This window comes from Streptomyces sp. NPDC031379, from assembly GCF_055569615.1.
The window spans coordinates 154325-170530 of record NZ_JBVIIT010000014.1; the positions used below are offsets into that span (position 1 = coordinate 154325).

General features: G+C 74.4%; 13 protein-coding genes. 9 read left to right on the plus strand and 4 right to left on the minus strand.

What is annotated here, in order from left to right; genetic code table 11:
* Positions 1–229 precede the first annotated feature (229 nt).
* The 5 genes from ACZ5CW_RS21570 (at position 230) to ACZ5CW_RS21590 (ending at position 6531) form a co-directional block, all read left to right on the plus strand.
* Positions 230–1714, plus strand: a complete 1485-nt coding sequence (locus tag ACZ5CW_RS21570) for a cellulose binding domain-containing protein (protein WP_468603671.1) — start codon at positions 230–232, stop codon at positions 1712–1714.
* 252 nt (positions 1715–1966) lie between these two features.
* Positions 1967–3061 carry a ribosome small subunit-dependent GTPase A gene (rsgA, locus tag ACZ5CW_RS21575; protein ID WP_468603673.1) on the plus strand — a complete coding sequence of 365 codons (1095 nt, stop codon included), beginning with the start codon at positions 1967–1969 and terminating at the stop codon, positions 3059–3061.
* Positions 3062–3161: 100 nt separating this feature from the next.
* Positions 3162–4556, plus strand: coding sequence for a DNA-3-methyladenine glycosylase 2 family protein (locus ACZ5CW_RS21580; protein WP_468603802.1), 1395 nt, complete (start codon positions 3162–3164; stop codon positions 4554–4556).
* Complete coding sequence (locus tag ACZ5CW_RS21585; protein WP_468603675.1) at positions 4553–5041, plus strand: methylated-DNA--[protein]-cysteine S-methyltransferase; 489 nt, start codon at positions 4553–4555, stop codon at positions 5039–5041. The genes ACZ5CW_RS21580 and ACZ5CW_RS21585 overlap by 4 nt, the downstream gene beginning before the upstream one ends.
* A gap of 209 nt (positions 5042–5250) precedes the next feature.
* Positions 5251–6531, plus strand: coding sequence for a GDSL-type esterase/lipase family protein (locus tag ACZ5CW_RS21590; protein WP_468603677.1), 1281 nt, complete (start codon positions 5251–5253; stop codon positions 6529–6531).
* A 44-nt stretch (positions 6532–6575) separates the two neighbouring features.
* Here ACZ5CW_RS21590 and ACZ5CW_RS21595 read toward each other — a convergent pair whose 3' ends face one another.
* Entirely contained in the window at positions 6576–7058 is a 483-nt protein-coding gene (locus ACZ5CW_RS21595; protein ID WP_468603679.1) for a DUF456 domain-containing protein, read from the minus strand.
* A gap of 65 nt (positions 7059–7123) precedes the next feature.
* The gene (locus ACZ5CW_RS21600; RefSeq protein WP_468603681.1) at positions 7124–8113 is read right to left on the minus strand and encodes a helix-turn-helix domain-containing protein; all 990 of its coding nucleotides are present in this window, start codon (positions 8111–8113) and stop codon (positions 7124–7126) included.
* Positions 8114–8504: 391 nt separating this feature from the next.
* Here ACZ5CW_RS21600 and ACZ5CW_RS21605 point away from each other — a divergent pair, with 391 nt between their 5' ends.
* The 3 genes from ACZ5CW_RS21605 to ACZ5CW_RS21615 all read left to right on the plus strand — a co-directional run bounded on the left by ACZ5CW_RS21605 (position 8505) and on the right by ACZ5CW_RS21615 (position 12662).
* A complete protein-coding gene (locus ACZ5CW_RS21605; protein WP_468603683.1) occupies positions 8505–10055 on the plus strand; it encodes a protein phosphatase 2C domain-containing protein in 1551 nt (516 codons plus the stop codon).
* 91 nt (positions 10056–10146) lie between these two features.
* Complete coding sequence (locus tag ACZ5CW_RS21610) at positions 10147–11889, plus strand: pyruvate dehydrogenase (protein ID WP_468603685.1); 1743 nt, start codon at positions 10147–10149, stop codon at positions 11887–11889.
* 329 nt (positions 11890–12218) lie between these two features.
* Entirely contained in the window at positions 12219–12662 is a 444-nt protein-coding gene (locus ACZ5CW_RS21615; protein WP_468603687.1) for an ATP-binding protein, read from the plus strand.
* Positions 12663–12794: 132 nt separating this feature from the next.
* On the opposite strand, the gene ACZ5CW_RS21620 is transcribed toward ACZ5CW_RS21615, so the two are convergent.
* Both ACZ5CW_RS21620 and ACZ5CW_RS21625 read right to left on the minus strand, forming a co-directional pair.
* Positions 12795–13835, minus strand: a complete 1041-nt coding sequence (locus ACZ5CW_RS21620) for a DUF2637 domain-containing protein (protein ID WP_468603689.1) — start codon at positions 13833–13835, stop codon at positions 12795–12797.
* 323 nt (positions 13836–14158) lie between these two features.
* Positions 14159–14998: a (2Fe-2S)-binding protein gene (locus ACZ5CW_RS21625; protein WP_468603691.1), complete on the minus strand. Its 840-nt coding sequence runs from the start codon at positions 14996–14998 to the stop codon at positions 14159–14161.
* A 167-nt stretch (positions 14999–15165) separates the two neighbouring features.
* On the opposite strand from ACZ5CW_RS21625, the gene ACZ5CW_RS21630 reads away from it, so the two are divergent.
* The gene (locus ACZ5CW_RS21630) at positions 15166–15975 is read left to right on the plus strand and encodes a GntR family transcriptional regulator (protein WP_468603693.1); all 810 of its coding nucleotides are present in this window, start codon (positions 15166–15168) and stop codon (positions 15973–15975) included.
* The last annotated feature ends 231 nt before the right edge of the window (positions 15976–16206 follow it).

Consider the following 16206-nt stretch of genomic DNA (forward strand, 5'->3'; position numbering starts at 1 on the left):
AAGAGGTCGCCGAGGCGATGAGCCGAACGGCGCCGGCATCCGTACCACATGCCGGAGTCGTGGGCTCATCGCCAGGCGCATCCTCCCGGCCACGGTCGGTGACCGGATGTGAACAGGCCGCTTGTCAGTTGTGTCGAGGACGTGAAAGGCTCGGTGCCCTGCCGCGAGGTTCCGTACAACTCCCTTTTCCCTTTGGTGAGTTGACCTCGCACGTGGATGCAGGAGTCCCATGCCCGACCTGCCGACCCCCCAGGACGCCACCGAGGCCGCGCTGTTCTCGGAGGGCTGGGACGCGGTGCTCTCCTACGCGGACCTGTGCACCAGCGGGTCCCTGACGGCCCATCAACTGGCGTCCGAGGCGTTCACGCTCGGCATGCGCGAGGTCCGCGCCGCCGCGAGCACCCATGTGCGCGGCGCCGGCCGCCGCACCGCGCGGCTGCCGACGATACCGGCGCTGCTCACCGCCGTACGCGACACCGCGGCGACCTGGGAGGCCGACGGCCGGGGCCACCGGCTCGACCCCGACCTGCGGCTGTGGCTCAACTCCGGCAAGGCGGCCCGGTTCGCGGGCCCCCCGCTGGAGCGTCCGGTCGCGCTGCGCGGCCTGAGGGACATGCAGGAGGCCGACGCCTCGCTGCTGTGGCTGGCCGAGGTGGAGGCGCTGCCCCTGCCCACCGTCGCCCGCCGGCTGGGCCTGGACCCGGCCACCGTCGCCGACGAACTCGACCAGGTCCGCACCCTGTTCCGGGAGCGCTGCCACCGCGCCCACCTGGACACCCCCATGGACGCGGAGTGCCGCAGCTACGCCCGGCTGCTGGACGCGGTCACCCGCTCGTCCGCCGCCGACACTCCCGACGACCTCTCTCGGCACCTCGCGACCTGTGTGCAGTGCGCCGAGGCCGCGGCCTGCCTGCGCCTGCACGGCGGCGGACTGCCCGCCGCGCTGGCCGGCGGAGTCATCGGCTGGGGCGGCCTCGCCTACCTGGAGCGCCGCCGCCGCGCCGCCGAGGTCCGCCTCGGCGCGGGCCGCCCCGGCGCCGCCGCCCCCGAGCCCGGCGACCCGAAGGAGGACGGCGGCCGTGCCCGGGTGCTGCGGCGCGGCCTGCTCGGCGCGGCCGTCCTGCTGTCGGCGCTGGCGCTCGGCGTGTCACTGATGCCCTTCGACGGCTCCGGCGACCACACCGCCGTCGCCCACGACGGCCGCCGGCCCGTCGCCGACCCCGGCGTCTCCCGCTCCTCCCGCGGCCCGGCCCCGGACCGCCGCACGCCCGCCCCCACCCCGTCCGCGACCGGCACACGGCCGACGCCCGAGCGGAGCGAACCCGACCCCGAACCCCAGGGCACCTCCTCCGCCACCCACCGCCCCGGCCGCACCGACGCCCCCGCCACCACCGAGGCGGCCGCCTGCCGGGTCGCCTACGACCTGGTCAGCCAGTGGTCCGAAGGCTTCCAGGTCACCGTCACCGTCACCACCGACCAGGCCCTCACCGGCTGGCGGCTCGCCTGGAGCTTCCGCGACGGCCAGCAGGTCGGCCAGATGTGGGACGCCACCGTCGACCAGAACGGCTCCCGCGTCACCGCCACCGCCGCCGACTACAACACGTCCGTCGCCGCCCACGGCACCCTGTCCTTCGGCTTCATCGGCGCCCGGCAGGACCAGAACCGGACGCCCTACGACTTCACGCTCAACGGGACACCCTGCGCGACCGGATGAGCCGGCCGTACGGCACCACACGGCCGGTGGAAAATGCTTTGACGCAAACCCCCGCCGAAGAGCTACAGTTGGCGAGCACGCCGAGGTGGTGTGTGCGGACGCGAGAGAGAACGAGGAGGTGTCGACCGATGGCTGTCACTGTGCTGGGCGCTGCCCTCATCCAGGAACTCCTCAAGTCCACCTCCGTGGCCACCGGCTGATCCGACCGCGCCGACCGCGCCTGCCCGGGGCCACCCTTGTGAAGGGTCTCCCTTGACTTCCACCTCTGCTGTGTCCTCCGCGCTGTCCCCCTACGGCTGGGACGACGCCTGGGCCGAAGCGTTCACCCCCTACGCGGCCGAAGGGCTGCTGCCCGGCCGGGTCGTCCGGGTCGACCGCGGCCAGTGCGATGTCGTCACCGCGGACGGAATCCTCCGCGCCGACACCGCCTTCGTCACCCCGCACGACCCGATGCGGGTCGTGTGCACCGGCGACTGGGTCGCCGTCGAACCCGGCGGCAACCCCCGCTACGTGCGCGGCTATCTGCCGCGCCGCACCGCCTTCGTCCGCTCCACCTCCTCCAAGCGGTCCGAGGGGCAGATCCTCGCCGCCAACGTCGACCACGCCGTCGTCGCCGTGTCCCTCGCGGTGGAACTCGACCTCGGACGCGTCGAACGCTTCCTCGCCCTCGCCTGGGAGTCCGGTGCCCAGCCCGTCGTCGTCCTCACCAAGGCCGACCTCGTGCCGGACCCGGTCACCCTGGCCCACCTCGTCCAGGACGTGGAGACGAGCGCGCCCGGCGTGCCCGTGCTCACCGTCAGCGCCCTGCACGGCGAGGGGCTCGACACCCTCGTCGAGCTGGTCGGCTCCGGTACGTCCGTGCTCCTCGGGCAGTCCGGCGCGGGCAAGTCGACCCTGGCCAACGCCCTCGTCGGCGACGACGTCATGGACGTCCGCGCCGCGCGGGACGTCGACGGCAAGGGCCGGCACACCACGACCACCCGCAACCTGCTCGCCCTCCCCTCCGGCGGCGTCCTCATCGACACCCCGGGACTGCGGGGCGTCGGCCTCTTCGACGCCGAGACCGGCGTCGGGGCGGTCTTCGCCGAGATCGAGGAACTGGCCGCACGGTGCCGCTTCCACGACTGCGCCCACGAGACCGAGCCGGGCTGCGCGGTGTGCTCCGCCGTCGAGAGCGGGGAGCTTCCGGTACGGCGGCTGGAGAGCTACCGCAAGCTGATGCGGGAGAACCAGTGGATCGTGGCCAAGACCGATGCCAGGGCCCGCGCGGAGCTTCGGCGGGACTGGAAGCGGAAGGGAGCGGAGGGCAAGGCGGCGATGGAGGCCAAGCGGGGGCGTTGGCACTGAGGGCACCGTGGGCGGCGGCTCGGGTGGCCGCCGCCCACGGAACGCCACGTCCGATTTCCGCTGGCCCGTTTCCGCCGCCGCGTCCGACACTGGAAGCGTGATGGACGAAGACAGCAGGTACGAGGCGGTGCGCAGCCGGGACGGGCGGTTCGACGGGGCGTTCTTCTTCGCCGTCGAGACCACCGGGATCTACTGCCGGCCGAGCTGCCCGGCGGTGACGCCCAAGCGGCACAACGTGCGGTTCTTCCCGACGGCCGCCGCCGCGCAGGGCTCCGGCTTCCGGGCCTGCCGCCGGTGCCGGCCGGACGCCGTGCCCGGCTCGGCGGAGTGGAACGTCCGCGCGGACGTCGTCGGCCGGGCCATGCGCCTGATCGCCGACGGTGTCGTGGACCGCGAGGGCGTCGCCGGGCTCGCCGCGCGGCTCGGCTACAGCGCCCGGCAGGTGCAGCGGCAGCTCACCGGCGAGCTGGGCGCCGGGCCCGTGGCACTCGCCCGGGCCCAGCGGGCGCACACCGCGCGGGTACTGCTGCAGACCACCGACCTGCCGGTCACCGAGATCGCCTTCGCGTCCGGATTCGCCAGCGTGCGGCAGTTCAACGACACCGTCCGGGAGGTGTACGACACGACGCCGACCGAGGTCCGCGCCGCCGCCCCACGGGGCCGGGACGCCCGCCGGGCCACCCCGGGCGCGGGCATCCCCCTGCGGCTGGCGTACCGGGGCCCGTACCAGGCGGCCGCCGTCTTCGACCAGCTGGCGCGGGAGGCGGTGCCGGGCGTCGAGGAAGTGACCGGCACCGCGGGCGGCCGCACCTACCGGCGCACCCTGCGGCTGCCGTACGGCACCGCGCTCGTCGCCGTCGCCGAGCGCACCCGGGCACCGAAGGCGGGCGGCGGCACCCATCCGGGCGGCTGGCTGGACGCGCGGCTGCACCTCACCGACCCCCGGGACCTCACCACCGCGGTGCAGCGGCTGCGGCGCCTGTTCGACCTCGACGCCGACCCGTACGCCGTCGACGAGCGGCTCGGCACCGACCCACGGCTCGCCCCGCTGGTCGCCGCCCGGCCCGGTCTGCGCTCGCCCGGCGCCGTCGACCCGCTGGAACCCGCCGTACGCGCCCTGACCGGCATCCAGGGCGCCCGGGAGCTGGTGCGCCGGTACGGCAAGGCGCTCGACGCGCCCTGCGGCAGCCTGACCCACCTCTTCCCCGAGCCGGCCGTCCTCGCCGAGGCCGAGCCCGACGGCCCGCTGGGCGCGCTCGCCGCCGCCCTCGCCGACGGCACCGTACGGCTGGATCCGGGCGCCGACCGGGACGACGCCCAGCAGGCGCTGCTGGCCCTGCCCGGCATGGACCCGGCCACCGTCGCGACCCTCCGCGTGCGCGCGCTCGGCGACCCGGACGTGGCCCCGCCCGGTGCGGAGGCACCCGACGCATGGCGGCCGTGGCGGTCCTACGCCGTCCAGCACCTGCGCGTGGCGGAGGAGTCGAACCGATGACGAGCGTGTACTTCACCCGCCTGGACGCGCCGGTCGGGCCGCTGCTGCTCACCGCCGACGCGGACGGGACACTCACCTCGGTGTCCGTACCCGGGCAGAAGGGCGGGCGGGCCGTCCAGGCCGACTGGCGGCACGATCCGGGCCCGTTCCGGGTGGCCGGCGAGCAGCTCGCCGCCTACTTCACCGGCGAACTCAGGGAATTCCGGCTGCCGTTGCGCGCCGACGGCACCGACTTCCGGCAGCGGGTGTGGGCCGCGCTGGACGAGGTGCCCTACGGCGCCACCGCCACCTACGGCGAGATCGCCGCGCGCATCGGCGCCTCCCGCGCGGCCGTCCGCGCCGTCGGCGGGGCGATCGGCGCCAACCCGCTGCTCATCGTGCGCCCTTGCCACCGGGTCATCGGCGCGGACGGCTCGATGACGGGTTACGCGGGCGGACTCGAGCGCAAGGTCCGGCTGCTGACCCTGGAGGGCGTGCTCACCTAGGACTCCTCCAGCCCCTGGCCGTACACCCGGTGCGGACGGACGCGGATCCCCTCCTCGCTCGGATACGCCCCAAGTGGTGTGGGGCCTACGGCCGCCGCCCCAATCCCCGGTTGCGCCGAGCGGGTGGACCGGCGTCGATGTTCCGTCGGCGCGGCCCGCCCGTGTGGCACGGTCGCCTCCGACGAACCACGGGGAAGGGCGGCGCACACATGGCCAAGGTCCGACGGGCCCTCGGGGTCCTGCTGCTGGCGACGCTGCCGGGTACGACGGCGACGGCGGTGGCCGAGCCGGCGTCCGCGCGCTGGACGGGCAGTTGGGAGACCGCGCCCTCGGGAACCGCGCCCGCACTGCCCGGCGCCGCCGTCCGCAACGTCGTCCACCTCAGCGTCGGCGGCAGCGCGGTGCGGATCCGGCTCGGCAACCGCCTCGGCACCGCGCCCCTGTACCTCGGCGAGGTCACCGTCGCCCTGCGCCGGGCGGCCGGGCCGGACGCCGCGCCCGGCACCCTGCGCGCCGTCACCTTCCACGGCGCCCCCACCGTCACCGTCCCACCGGGCCAGGACACGGTCTCCGACCCGGTGCCGCTGACCGTGCCGGCCGCCGCCGACCTCCTCGTCACCGTGTACACACCCGGCGACAGCGGGCCCGCCACCTACCACCACACCGCCCTGCAGACCAGCTACGTGGCCCCCGCCGGCGAGGGACGGGCCGCCGACGAGAACGGCGCCGCGTACACGAAGACGATCAGCCGCTGGTACTACGTCACCGGCGTCGACGTCCGCGGGGACGCCCGGGGCAGCGTCGTGGCGTTCGGCGACTCCCTCACCGACGGCAACGGTTCCACCCCCGACGCCAACCACCGCTGGCCCGACCGGCTCGCCGAGCGGCTGCGCGCCGGACGGCTGGGCGTGCTCAACGCCGGGATCTCCGGCAACCGTCTGCTGCGCGACGGCAGCGGTCCCAGCGCCCTCGCCCGCCTGGACGCCGACGCCCTGGACCGGGCGGGGGTGCGTGCCGTGGTCGTCTTCGAGGGCATCAACGACATCAAGGGCACCCCGCAGGCGAGCGATGCCGCCGCCTACGCCGACGCGTACCGCACCCTCGTCGCCCGCGCCCACGCCCGCGGCATCCGGGTCGTCGGCGTGACCCTCACCCCGTACCGGGGCTATCCCGCCTACACGGACACCGGCGAGGCCGTACGGCAGCGGGTGAACGCCTTCATCCGCGGGGACGGCGCCTTCGACGCGGTGGCCGACGCCGACGCCGCCGTACGCGACCCGGCCGACCCCACCCGCATCCTGCCGGGCTACGACCCCGGTGACCACCTGCACTTCAACGACGCGGGCATGACGGCCGTCGCCGACGCCGTGCGCCTGGTCCTGGCACGCGAACCGTGGGCGGCCTCCACCCGGCACGCGGACTCCGGGCGCCCTTCGACCCGTCCCGGCCGGCCGACCCCGACACCCGTCTCCCCGCTTCGGCACCGGTGAGCCCCCCGGTCCCGCCCACGGCCCGGTCGCCGGTCAGGCGCCGCTCACGCCCACACCACCGCCCCCAGCCACGCCCCCGCGATCAGCAGGCACGCGAAGAGTTCCGTCAGCACGCTGGAGCCGCCCGCCCGCATCGCCGTGCGCAGCCCGGCCATGGCCTCGCCGTGCCCGCCCAGCCGCAGCCGCTCGTACAGGTAGATCCCGGCCAGGAAGCCCGGCAGCGCGCCCACCACCGGCACCAGGACGAAGCCGAGGAACGCCCCGGCGCCCGCGTACACCCCCATCCGGGGTGTGGCGCCGCTCTGCCGCAGGCGGCGCGGGGGGAGCGCCCAGCGCACCACCAGGGACAGCAACAGCACCGCGGTGGCCCCCACCAGCACGCTCCAGGCCACCGGCCGAGGGTCCTTCAGCGCCCACCACAGCACCGCGGCCCACACCAGCCACGACCCCGGTACGCCGGGCACCAGCACTCCGCACAGGCCGAGCGCGATCACCACGCCGACCAGCAGGAGTTCCCACGCTCCCATCTGCCCAGAGTGCCGGACACCGGAAGAAACGGCAGGTCAACAGGTTCGGCGCAGCGCAGCGGCGGTCAGCGGGGTGCGTCCCGGGCCACCCAGCCCCGGTCGTGGGCGTGCCAGCCCAGTTGCAGCCGGGTCGTCGCCCCGGCCAGCTCCATCAGCCGCTTCACCCGGCGCTGCACGGTCCGCAGGCCCAGGTCGAGCTGTTTGGCCACGCTCGCGTCGGTCAGCCCGGCGAGCAGCAGCGACAGCACCTCCAGATCAGTGGTGTCGGGGGCGTCCGGCTGCTCCTCGGCCGGCGCGGAGGCGCCCAGGCGCAGCGGCAGCGCCTCCCGCCACACCGACTCGAACAGCCCGGCCAGCAGCTCCAGCAGCCCGCTGGCATGCACCACCAGCGCGGCCGGCTCCGCGCTCCGCGCGGTCAGCGGCACCATCGCGAGCGAGCGGTCGGCCACCACCAGTTTCGTCGGCACCCGGTCCACCACACGTACCTGTTCGTCCCGGCCGAGCGCCGCCGTCAGCTCGGTCAGCCCGTGCGGCAGGTCCAGCACCGCCCGCTCGACCACCACCCGGTAGCGCACCCCGCGCCCGGCGGCCTGCTCCTCCGCGTCGTTCTCCATCCCGGAGACGACCATCGGCTTGCCGGTGACCAGCGCGCACACCTCCTCGGCGGCCCCCAGCTGCAACTGAAGGAAGCGCTGGGCCACCGCCGGGGCGCCGGTCACCACCTCCACCAGGTCGTGCACCGCCGGTTCGGCCGCCGTCGCCCGGTACTCCTCCGCGAGCAGCGCCGCCGTCAGCTCCGCCTTCTCCAGCTCGTGCCGCTGCTGGGTGAGCAGCGCGCCCAGCGCCACCCCGGGCGGGGCCGCCACCCAGCGGCCCGGCCGCGCCGAGGACCGGGCGGCGAGCCCCTGCCGCTCCAGCCGGCGCAGCGCCCGCTCGGTGTCCTGCTCGGCCAGCGTCAGGCGCCGGGCCAGATCGGCCACCTCGGCGGCGCCCATGGACACCAGCACCCGGTATGCCGCCTCGTGCGTCTCGTCCAGCCCTATCGCCGCCAGCATCGACCTGCGTCCCTCCCCTTGCATCGGCCCGCGAAAACGGTGCACCGTGGCGGAAACCGGCCACGGCGCAAACCCGCCGCAGGACATCATCGCCGTACCGGCGGTCACTCTGCCAAGGTGGCAGCACCGCAGGACGCGCCGCCGTGCTCAAGGCCCCCAGCCGCGTCTCCCAGGAAACCAAGCCAAGATCCGGCCGTTCGAACCGGTGCCGGGTCGCTTCACACGTCGCCGGGCGGTCCTCCCGTGGGGGGTGGGGCCGCCCGGCGGCCATCCACCGCCTCTCGTACGGATGTTCACTCGTTCACCCGACACGCCGTTCGAGGGGGGCGGGCGCGCCGGATTTTCCTGATGCCCCGTTTTCCTACGGCCCGTGCGGTGGACAATTACCGGCATGAGCCAGCAGGGGGGAAGGCCCGCCCGTCATGAGGACGACTGGTGGGGGCAGCTGTACGACGACTCCACCACGGACACGGGTCCCACGGCCGCGCCGGATTCCCTGGACGACCGCTTCGCCTCGGCGAAGAACACGGTGGCGGGAGGACCGGGTGAGGCGCCGGGGCGTCACGACACGGGACCCGGCGAGCCGGACGACGAGGGTTACGACGGCGACGGCGACGGCTACGACGGCGACGGCGACGGCTACGACGGCGACGACGGCGGTGGTGGTGAGGTGAGACCGGGGCCCCCGGAACCGGCGGTTCCCGCGCAACGCACCGCTCCGGCCCCGGCTCCCGGTCCGCCGGCCGGACGGGCCGTGCCCGCAGCCCCCGCCGATCCGCGCCGGACCACGGGACTCGCACAGCCGCCCCGGGCCCCGGCGCACGAGCCGCCGCCGGCCGCGCCTCCCGAGCCGCCACCGGCCCCGGCCCCCGCCGAGCGGCCCGCGCGCACGGAGCCCGTCGCGTCGGGCGAGCCTTCCTCGCCCGAGCCCACCGGCTCCGCCCGTTCCCGCTCCCCGGAGCCGCCCCCCGCCTCCATCGACTACGTGGGCTCCGGACCCCCGACCTACGACCCCGAGCCCACCGCGCTCCCGGCCGCAGATCCCGACGGGCTCGGGGAACTGGTCTCCGACACCGTGCTGGACGGCGCCCGGTACGGGGCCTGCACCCTGCGAGCGGTGTCGCTGCGCGGGGACTCCGCGCGGTACCGGGGCGAGCCGCGCCGGGACGCGCTGCTCACCGCCCGGTTCGGCAGCGGGGAGCAGGCGCTCGTCCTCGTCGCGATGGCGACCGGCGCGCGGGCCACACCGGGGGCGCACCTGGTGGCGACCGAGGCGTGCCGGTGGATCGGGCGAGCCGTGGGCAGCAGCCATCAGCGGCTGGTGCGGGACATCCGGGCGGCCCGGCGCGGCGACCTCAAGTCCGGCCTGCACCGCCTGACCGACCGCAGCCTCGGCAGGCTCCGGGCGAGCGCCGCCGAGCAGGGCGCCGACCCGGAGGAGTACACGGCGAGCCTGCGCTGTCTGCTGCTGCCCGCCGACCCGGACTGCCGTACGCGCGTGTTCTTCGGCGTCGGTGACGGCGGCCTGTTCCGGCTGCGGGACGGCGCATGGCAGGACATCGAGCCCGATGTGCCACCCGCCGGGACCACCGGCGCGCCGGTCGTCGGCTTCGGCTCGCCCCCGGCGGAGACCCTCGAGGGCGACCGGCTCACCCTGGACCTCGGCATCCCGACACCGCCGAGCCCCTACGAACCGGCGCCGAAGCCGCCCCGTGAACCGTTCCGTTTCCGCGCCTCGGTAGCCCGCCCGGGTGATGCGCTGGTGATGTGCACCACCGGCCTGGCCGACCCGCTGCGCGGCGAGCCCGCCCTCTGCGCCTACCTGGCCCGCCGCTGGTCCGGCCGGGCCGCGCCCGGCCTCGCCGCGTTCCTCGCCGACGCCCAGGTGCGGGTGAAGGGCTACGCCGACGACCGTACGGCGGCGGCCGTTTGGGAGGCGTAACCGCTGCCCCTGTGGATTCATGGAAGGTGAATTCACCGAGCCCGGGACCGCCGGAGGGATTCGGGCAGATCTGAGGGGCAGACGAGAGACCATGGCCAAACAGAACGTTGCCGAGCAGTTCGTCGACATCCTCGTACGCGCCGGGGTGCGCCGTATGTACGGCGTCGTCGGCGACAGCCTCAACCCGGTCGTGGACGCCGTCCGCCGCAACTCCGCCATCGACTGGATCCACGTACGCCACGAGGAGACCGCCGCCTTCGCGGCCGGTGCCGAGGCCCAGATCACCGGCAAGCTGGCGGCCTGCGCCGGCTCCTGCGGCCCGGGCAACCTGCACCTGATCAACGGGCTCTACGACGCCCACCGCTCCATGGCCCCCGTGCTCGCCCTCGCCTCCCAGATCCCCTCCAGCGAGATCGGCCTCGGCTACTTCCAGGAGACCCACCCCGACCGGCTCTTCCAGGAGTGCAGCCACTACAGCGAGCTGATCTCCAGCCCCAAGCAGATGCCCCGGCTGCTGCAGACCGCCATCCAGCACGCGGTCGGCCAGAGCGGCGTCAGCGTGGTCTCCCTGCCGGGCGACATCGCCGCCGAACCCGCCCCGGAGAAGGCCGCCCAGAGCGCCCTCGTCACCTCCCGGCCCACCGTCCGCCCCGGTGACACCGAGATCGACAAGCTCGTGCGGATGATCGACGAGGCCGACAAGGTCACCCTGTTCTGCGGCAGCGGTACGGCCGGCGCGCACGCCGAGGTCATGCGGTTCGCGGAACTGGTCAAGTCCCCCGTGGGGCACGCCCTGCGCGGCAAGGAGTGGATCCAGTACGACAACCCCTACGACGTCGGCATGAGCGGGCTGCTCGGCTACGGCGCGGCCTACGAGGCCACCCACGAGTGCGACCTGCTGATCCTGCTCGGCACCGACTTCCCGTACAACGCCTTCCTGCCCGACGACGTGAAGATCGCCCAGGTCGACGTACGGCCCGAGGTGCTCGGCCGCCGCTCCCGGCTCGACCTCGCCGTGTGGGGGGACGTCCGCGAGACACTGCGCTGTCTGATCCCGCGGGTGAAGGAGAAGACCAGCCGGCGGTTCCTCGACAAGATGCTGAAGAAGCACGCCGACGCGCTGGAGGGCGTGGTCAAGGCGTACACGCGCAAGGTCGACAAGCACGTCCCGATCCACCCCGAGTACGTGGCCGCCGTCCTCGACGAGGTCGCCGCCGACGACGCCGTGTTCACGGTCGACACCGGCATGTGCAATGTGTGGGCCGCCCGGTACATCTCGCCCAACGGCCGCCGCCGGGTCATCGGTTCGTTCTCCCACGGTTCGATGGCGAACGCGCTGCCCATGGCGATCGGTGCGCAGTTCACCGACCGGCGCCGGCAGGTGGTCTCCATGTCCGGTGACGGCGGGTTCTCCATGCTGATGGGCGACTTCCTGACGCTCGTGCAGTACGACCTGCCCGTCAAGGTCGTGCTGTTCAACAACTCCTCCCTCAGCATGGTCGAGTTGGAGATGCTGGTGGCGGGCCTGCCCTCCTACGGCACCACGAACACCAACCCCGACTTCGCCGCGGTCGCCCGTGCCTGCGGTGCCCACGGGGTGCGGGTGGAGAAGCCCAAGCAGCTCGCCGGGGCCCTCAAGGACGCCTTCCGGCACAAGGGCCCGGCCCTGGTGGACATCGTCACCGATCCCAACGCCCTGTCCATCCCGCCGAAGATCAGCGCCGACATGGTCACCGGGTTCGCGCTGTCCGCCTCGAAGATCGTGCTGGACGGCGGCGTCGGCCGCATGCTCCAGATGGCCCGCTCCAACCTCCGCAACGTGCCACGCCCCTAGAGCCCCTCGCGGGGGAGCGGATTTCGGCCAGTTTCACGACGCGTGACGGTATGCCGACCGCCCGTGCCGGGCGCAGCTGCGCTGTCTTCCCGGGGCGTCAGTGGCGCCCAGCGGTGGTCGGAGAGTCCGTGGTGCGGGGGGTCACCGGTTCCCCGACGGGGTGCGGTGCCCTGTCACTGTGGCCGAACCGCCGGTCATCGGGCATCCGCGATGACTGCCTGTGAGCCCGCTGGGCAAGCATCCCCCGTGAACGTGTTCGACCAGGAGGGGCAGGGACCGGCGGCGTGCGGGCGGGGGTCATGAAGAGGCAGGCGCGAGGGGGCGGTCCCGTGGTCATCGGGGCCTCCTCGGCGAAAACGGGGGAAGAGACCGACACCATCACGGAACACGCGCACCGGCTCCGGCGCAGGCTGGGCCGGGCGGATCTCAGGGCGGTGCCGGAGGCTCGCCGGGAGCTGCGTGAACTGCTGCGGCACTGGGGCAAGCCGGGCCGCTCGGAGATAGCCGAACTGCTCACCAGCGAACTGGTCACCAACGCGATCGTCCACACCGACGACGACGCCGTGCTGACGGCCGTCGTGGAACCCGGCGGACTGCGGGTGGAGGTAAGGGACTTCGTGGCCCACAGACCCGAGCTACGCGGCCCGGACTCCGATGACGACACCCACGGCCGGGGCCTGATGCTGGTGCAGTCCCTGGCGGACGCCTGGGGCGTACGGCCGCACGGGGTGGGCAAGTCGGTGTGGTTCGAACTCGGCGCCGAGGCGGCCTGAGCGCGACGGCCCGGCCGGCCGGCGGCGGGACGAGCGGTGGAGACGGGAACGGGACGGGGGCGTGACCCGTGTCGTCACGCCCCCGTCCCGTGAGGTCCGGCGGTCGCCCCGTCCTCCGGGGCCACCGGAGGGTCAGCCGAACTGCTTCTCCAGGTCCTTCAGTTTGCGCTCGAGGGAGTCCAGGCGCGGCAGGGCCATGGTGTCGTCCTCCGCGGTGAGGTCGACGGTCACCGGTTCAGATCCGCCGCGGACCGGCTGCAGGGAGGGCCGAGGGCGTACGGGCAGCTGCTCCGCGGTGGATATGGCAGGCTCCGCGGTTGCGGGAGCGGCCCCGCGCTCGACCGCCTGTACCTCGACCTGCCGGTCGGCCCGGCCGATGAAGCCGCGGTGGCCCCGGCTGATGGCCTTCAGCTGGGCGCGCTCCACGCGCTGCTGGTCGCGCCGCCGCTGGCGGGTCTCGTCCTTCTGCCGCTTGTCCTCGCGGACCTCCTCGACCGCCTCGTCGAGGCTGCGCACGCCCTCCAGGAGCATCAGCGACCAGGCCCGGTAGGTCTCGCGGGGGGCCCGCGCCCAGCGCACGATCCGGATCTGCGGCAGCGGACGCGGCACCAGGCCCTGCTCACGCAGCGCGGCCCGGCGGGTCTGCTTCAGCGCACGGTCGAACAGCACGGCCGCCGAGAGCGACATACCGGAGAAGAACTGCGGCGCACCGGCGTGACCCGCTCCGCGGGGGGCGTGCACCCAGTTGAACCAGGCCGCCGCCGCGGCGAACATCCACACGAGTATCCGGGAGCCGAGGGCCGCGTCACCGTGGCTGGCCTCGCGCACCGCGAGCACGGAGCAGAACATCGCCGCACCGTCCAGCCCGAACGGCACCAGGTACTGCCAGCCGTCGGTCAGCCCGAGGTTCTGCTCGCCGAAGCCGACCAGGCCGTGGAAGGACAGGGCTGCCGCCACCGCGGCACAGCAGAACAGCAGCACATAGGAGGCGGTGCCGTAGATGGCCTCCTTGCGCCTGCGGCGCTCCTCGCTGCGCTCCCACGAGTCGTCCGCGCTCGCTTTCTCCCCGGAGGAGCGCTTGCCGCGCGCGAGCACCGCCACCGCCGCCAGCATCCCCAGGAGCAGCACGGCGCCCGGAAGCAGCCAGTTCAGCGATATGTCGGTCAATCTCATCAGGGGTCCCTTGCATTGGGATAGGGCGTAACGCCCGCCATAGTGGCCCACTCCCGACGGCCCTCAGGGGGTTTCGGGGCAAGAGGCCGCCAAGAAAGCGCAAGGGGATGCCCAGGGCGGCGTTCTGCTCGAACTGCCGCATGAGGGGCGGGAGTTGAGTTCGAATAAGACTACCCGTACGGGTGGTTCCTCGGAAAGTTCCCGCGACGGGTGAGGAAGTGGTGAACAAACTGTCCGTCGGATCCGAGTCCTGTCCGCGGACGGGCGGCCCGATCGCGCCGATCCTAGTGGACGCCCGCCGGTGCTCCCGCCCTGACGGCCCCTCAAGCGGCGGCGGACGAGAGTTTGGCGATCCGGTCGCTGTCACAGGTGCGCGGGCAGGTGGCGCAGGTGTCCTCGGGGCGCACGGTGTAGAACATGCAGCAGCTGGCCCGGTCCCGGGTGGGCAGCGGCTCGCCGTCCGGCCCGGTCAGCACCCGGAACGCGGCGGAGCCGGCGTAGGGCCTGGTGGCGCCGGGCAGCAGCAGCTCCAGTTCCCGTACGGCCCGCCGTTCCTCGTCCTCCCCGAGCAGATGGGCGACGTACCACAGCCCCTCCACGACCTCGTCGGTCGCCATGCCCCACAGGGCCCGCCCGCGCCGCCGCATCCGCGGCCCGAAAGCCTCGAGCACCGGCTCCAGGTGCTCGGCGACGGCCGCCCGCACCTCCGCCCGCAGCGCCTCCTCGTCCCGTACGACGACGGCGCCGGGCAGCGCGGCCGCCGGGTCGCCCGGCAGGCAGGCGAACGAGACGGGGCGGCGTACGGTCATGCGGCCGGCGGCGCGGTCGTACGAGACGTGCGTCACGGGCAGCCGCGGCACCCGGCGGTGCAGGAACCACGGGACGGTGATCAGCAGGCAGGCGGGCCAGGCGTAGCGGTGCAGGCCGAAGCTGGCGACGACGTCCGGGCGGGCCCGCCGTCCGTAGTCCCGCAGCACCTGGGCCTCGTCCCAGGCCAGGAAGGCGTCCAGCGCGGCGTCGCCCGCCGCGAGCCCGGCGGCGGCGACCCAGCCGCCGCCGCGGGGCGCGGGTCCGTCCGGGGCCGACTCGGTCACGGTGAGGCCGGGGTAGGCCGCGCCGAGGCGTTCGTAGGCGGCGGTGAACGGCGAGGCCGCAGCGGGCATGGCGGGACCACCGATCCGTGATCGCGGGCTGGACTGTGCAGGTAAGGCTAACCTTACCCGCCCTTCGTGGAGTTTGAACTACTGTCCGGTACGCCTAAGGTGCTTGACGGACAAGCGACAAGCCGTCGTTAATGACCCCAAGTACCGACATGCCGCCAGGAGGACCCGTGAAGCAGGGCGTGCAGGGCTCCGCCGGGGCGGGGATCGCGGAGGGCCGGGGCGTGCCGGCCCGGGTGCCCGCCCAGCAGCGCGCGGCGGACGCCCTGGACGGTGTCCGCGAGCGGGACACCTCGACGCACGGCGTGCGGGGTGAGCACACGCACGCCGAGCGTCCCCTACCCGGGCCGCGGCCCACGGTGCAGCGGTCCTCGGTGCGCGGGCAGATCCTGGACGCGTTGCGCACCGCGCTGGTGGCCGGTGAGCTGAAGCCGGGCGAGGTGTACTCGGCGCCGGTCCTCGGCGAGCGCTTCGGTGTCTCGGCCACGCCGGTACGGGAGGCCATGCAGCAGCTCGCGCTGGAGGGCGCCGTCGAGGTGGTGCCCAACCGCGGCTTCCGGGTCGTCGAGCGGGGAGCACGCGAGCTGGGCGAGCTGGCCGAGGTCCGGGCGCTCATCGAGGTGCCGGTCATGCTGCGGCTCGCCCGGACCGTGCCGGCCGAGCGGTGGGCCGGGCTGCGTCCGCTCGCCGAGGAGACGGTGCGTGCGGCTGCCTCCGGCTGCCCGGCGACGTACGCGGAGTCCGACCGCGCGTTCCACGGGGCGCTGCTGTCCCTGTCGGGCAACGAGCAGCTGGTCCGGATCGCCGAGGACCTGCACCGGCGCTCGCAGTGGCCGCTGGTCGGCGGCCCCGTGCGGCACGGGCGGGCCGACCTGGTCGCGGACGCGGCGGAGCACATGGCCCTGCTGGAGGCGCTGATCGCGCGGGACGTGGACGTGGTGCGGGGGCTGGTGGGCGAGCACTTCGCCGGCGCCGGCTGAACGGGCGCCCTGTGACGCGGCCGTGCGGGGGCCGGGTCGCCGCCGCAGGGGCCCCTGCCGTCGCCCGGGTGCGGGTCCCTCGTGGCCGGTCGCGCGCTTCCACACGCCCCTGAGCGCTCGACGAGCCGCCCGCCGGTAGCCCTCCGCCGGGCCGGCAGGCGAAGGGCGGCCCGTCCGTCCGCGTCACCAGGGGGTTTCGTTCGGATCAGGTCGGCTGATCCGAACGAAACC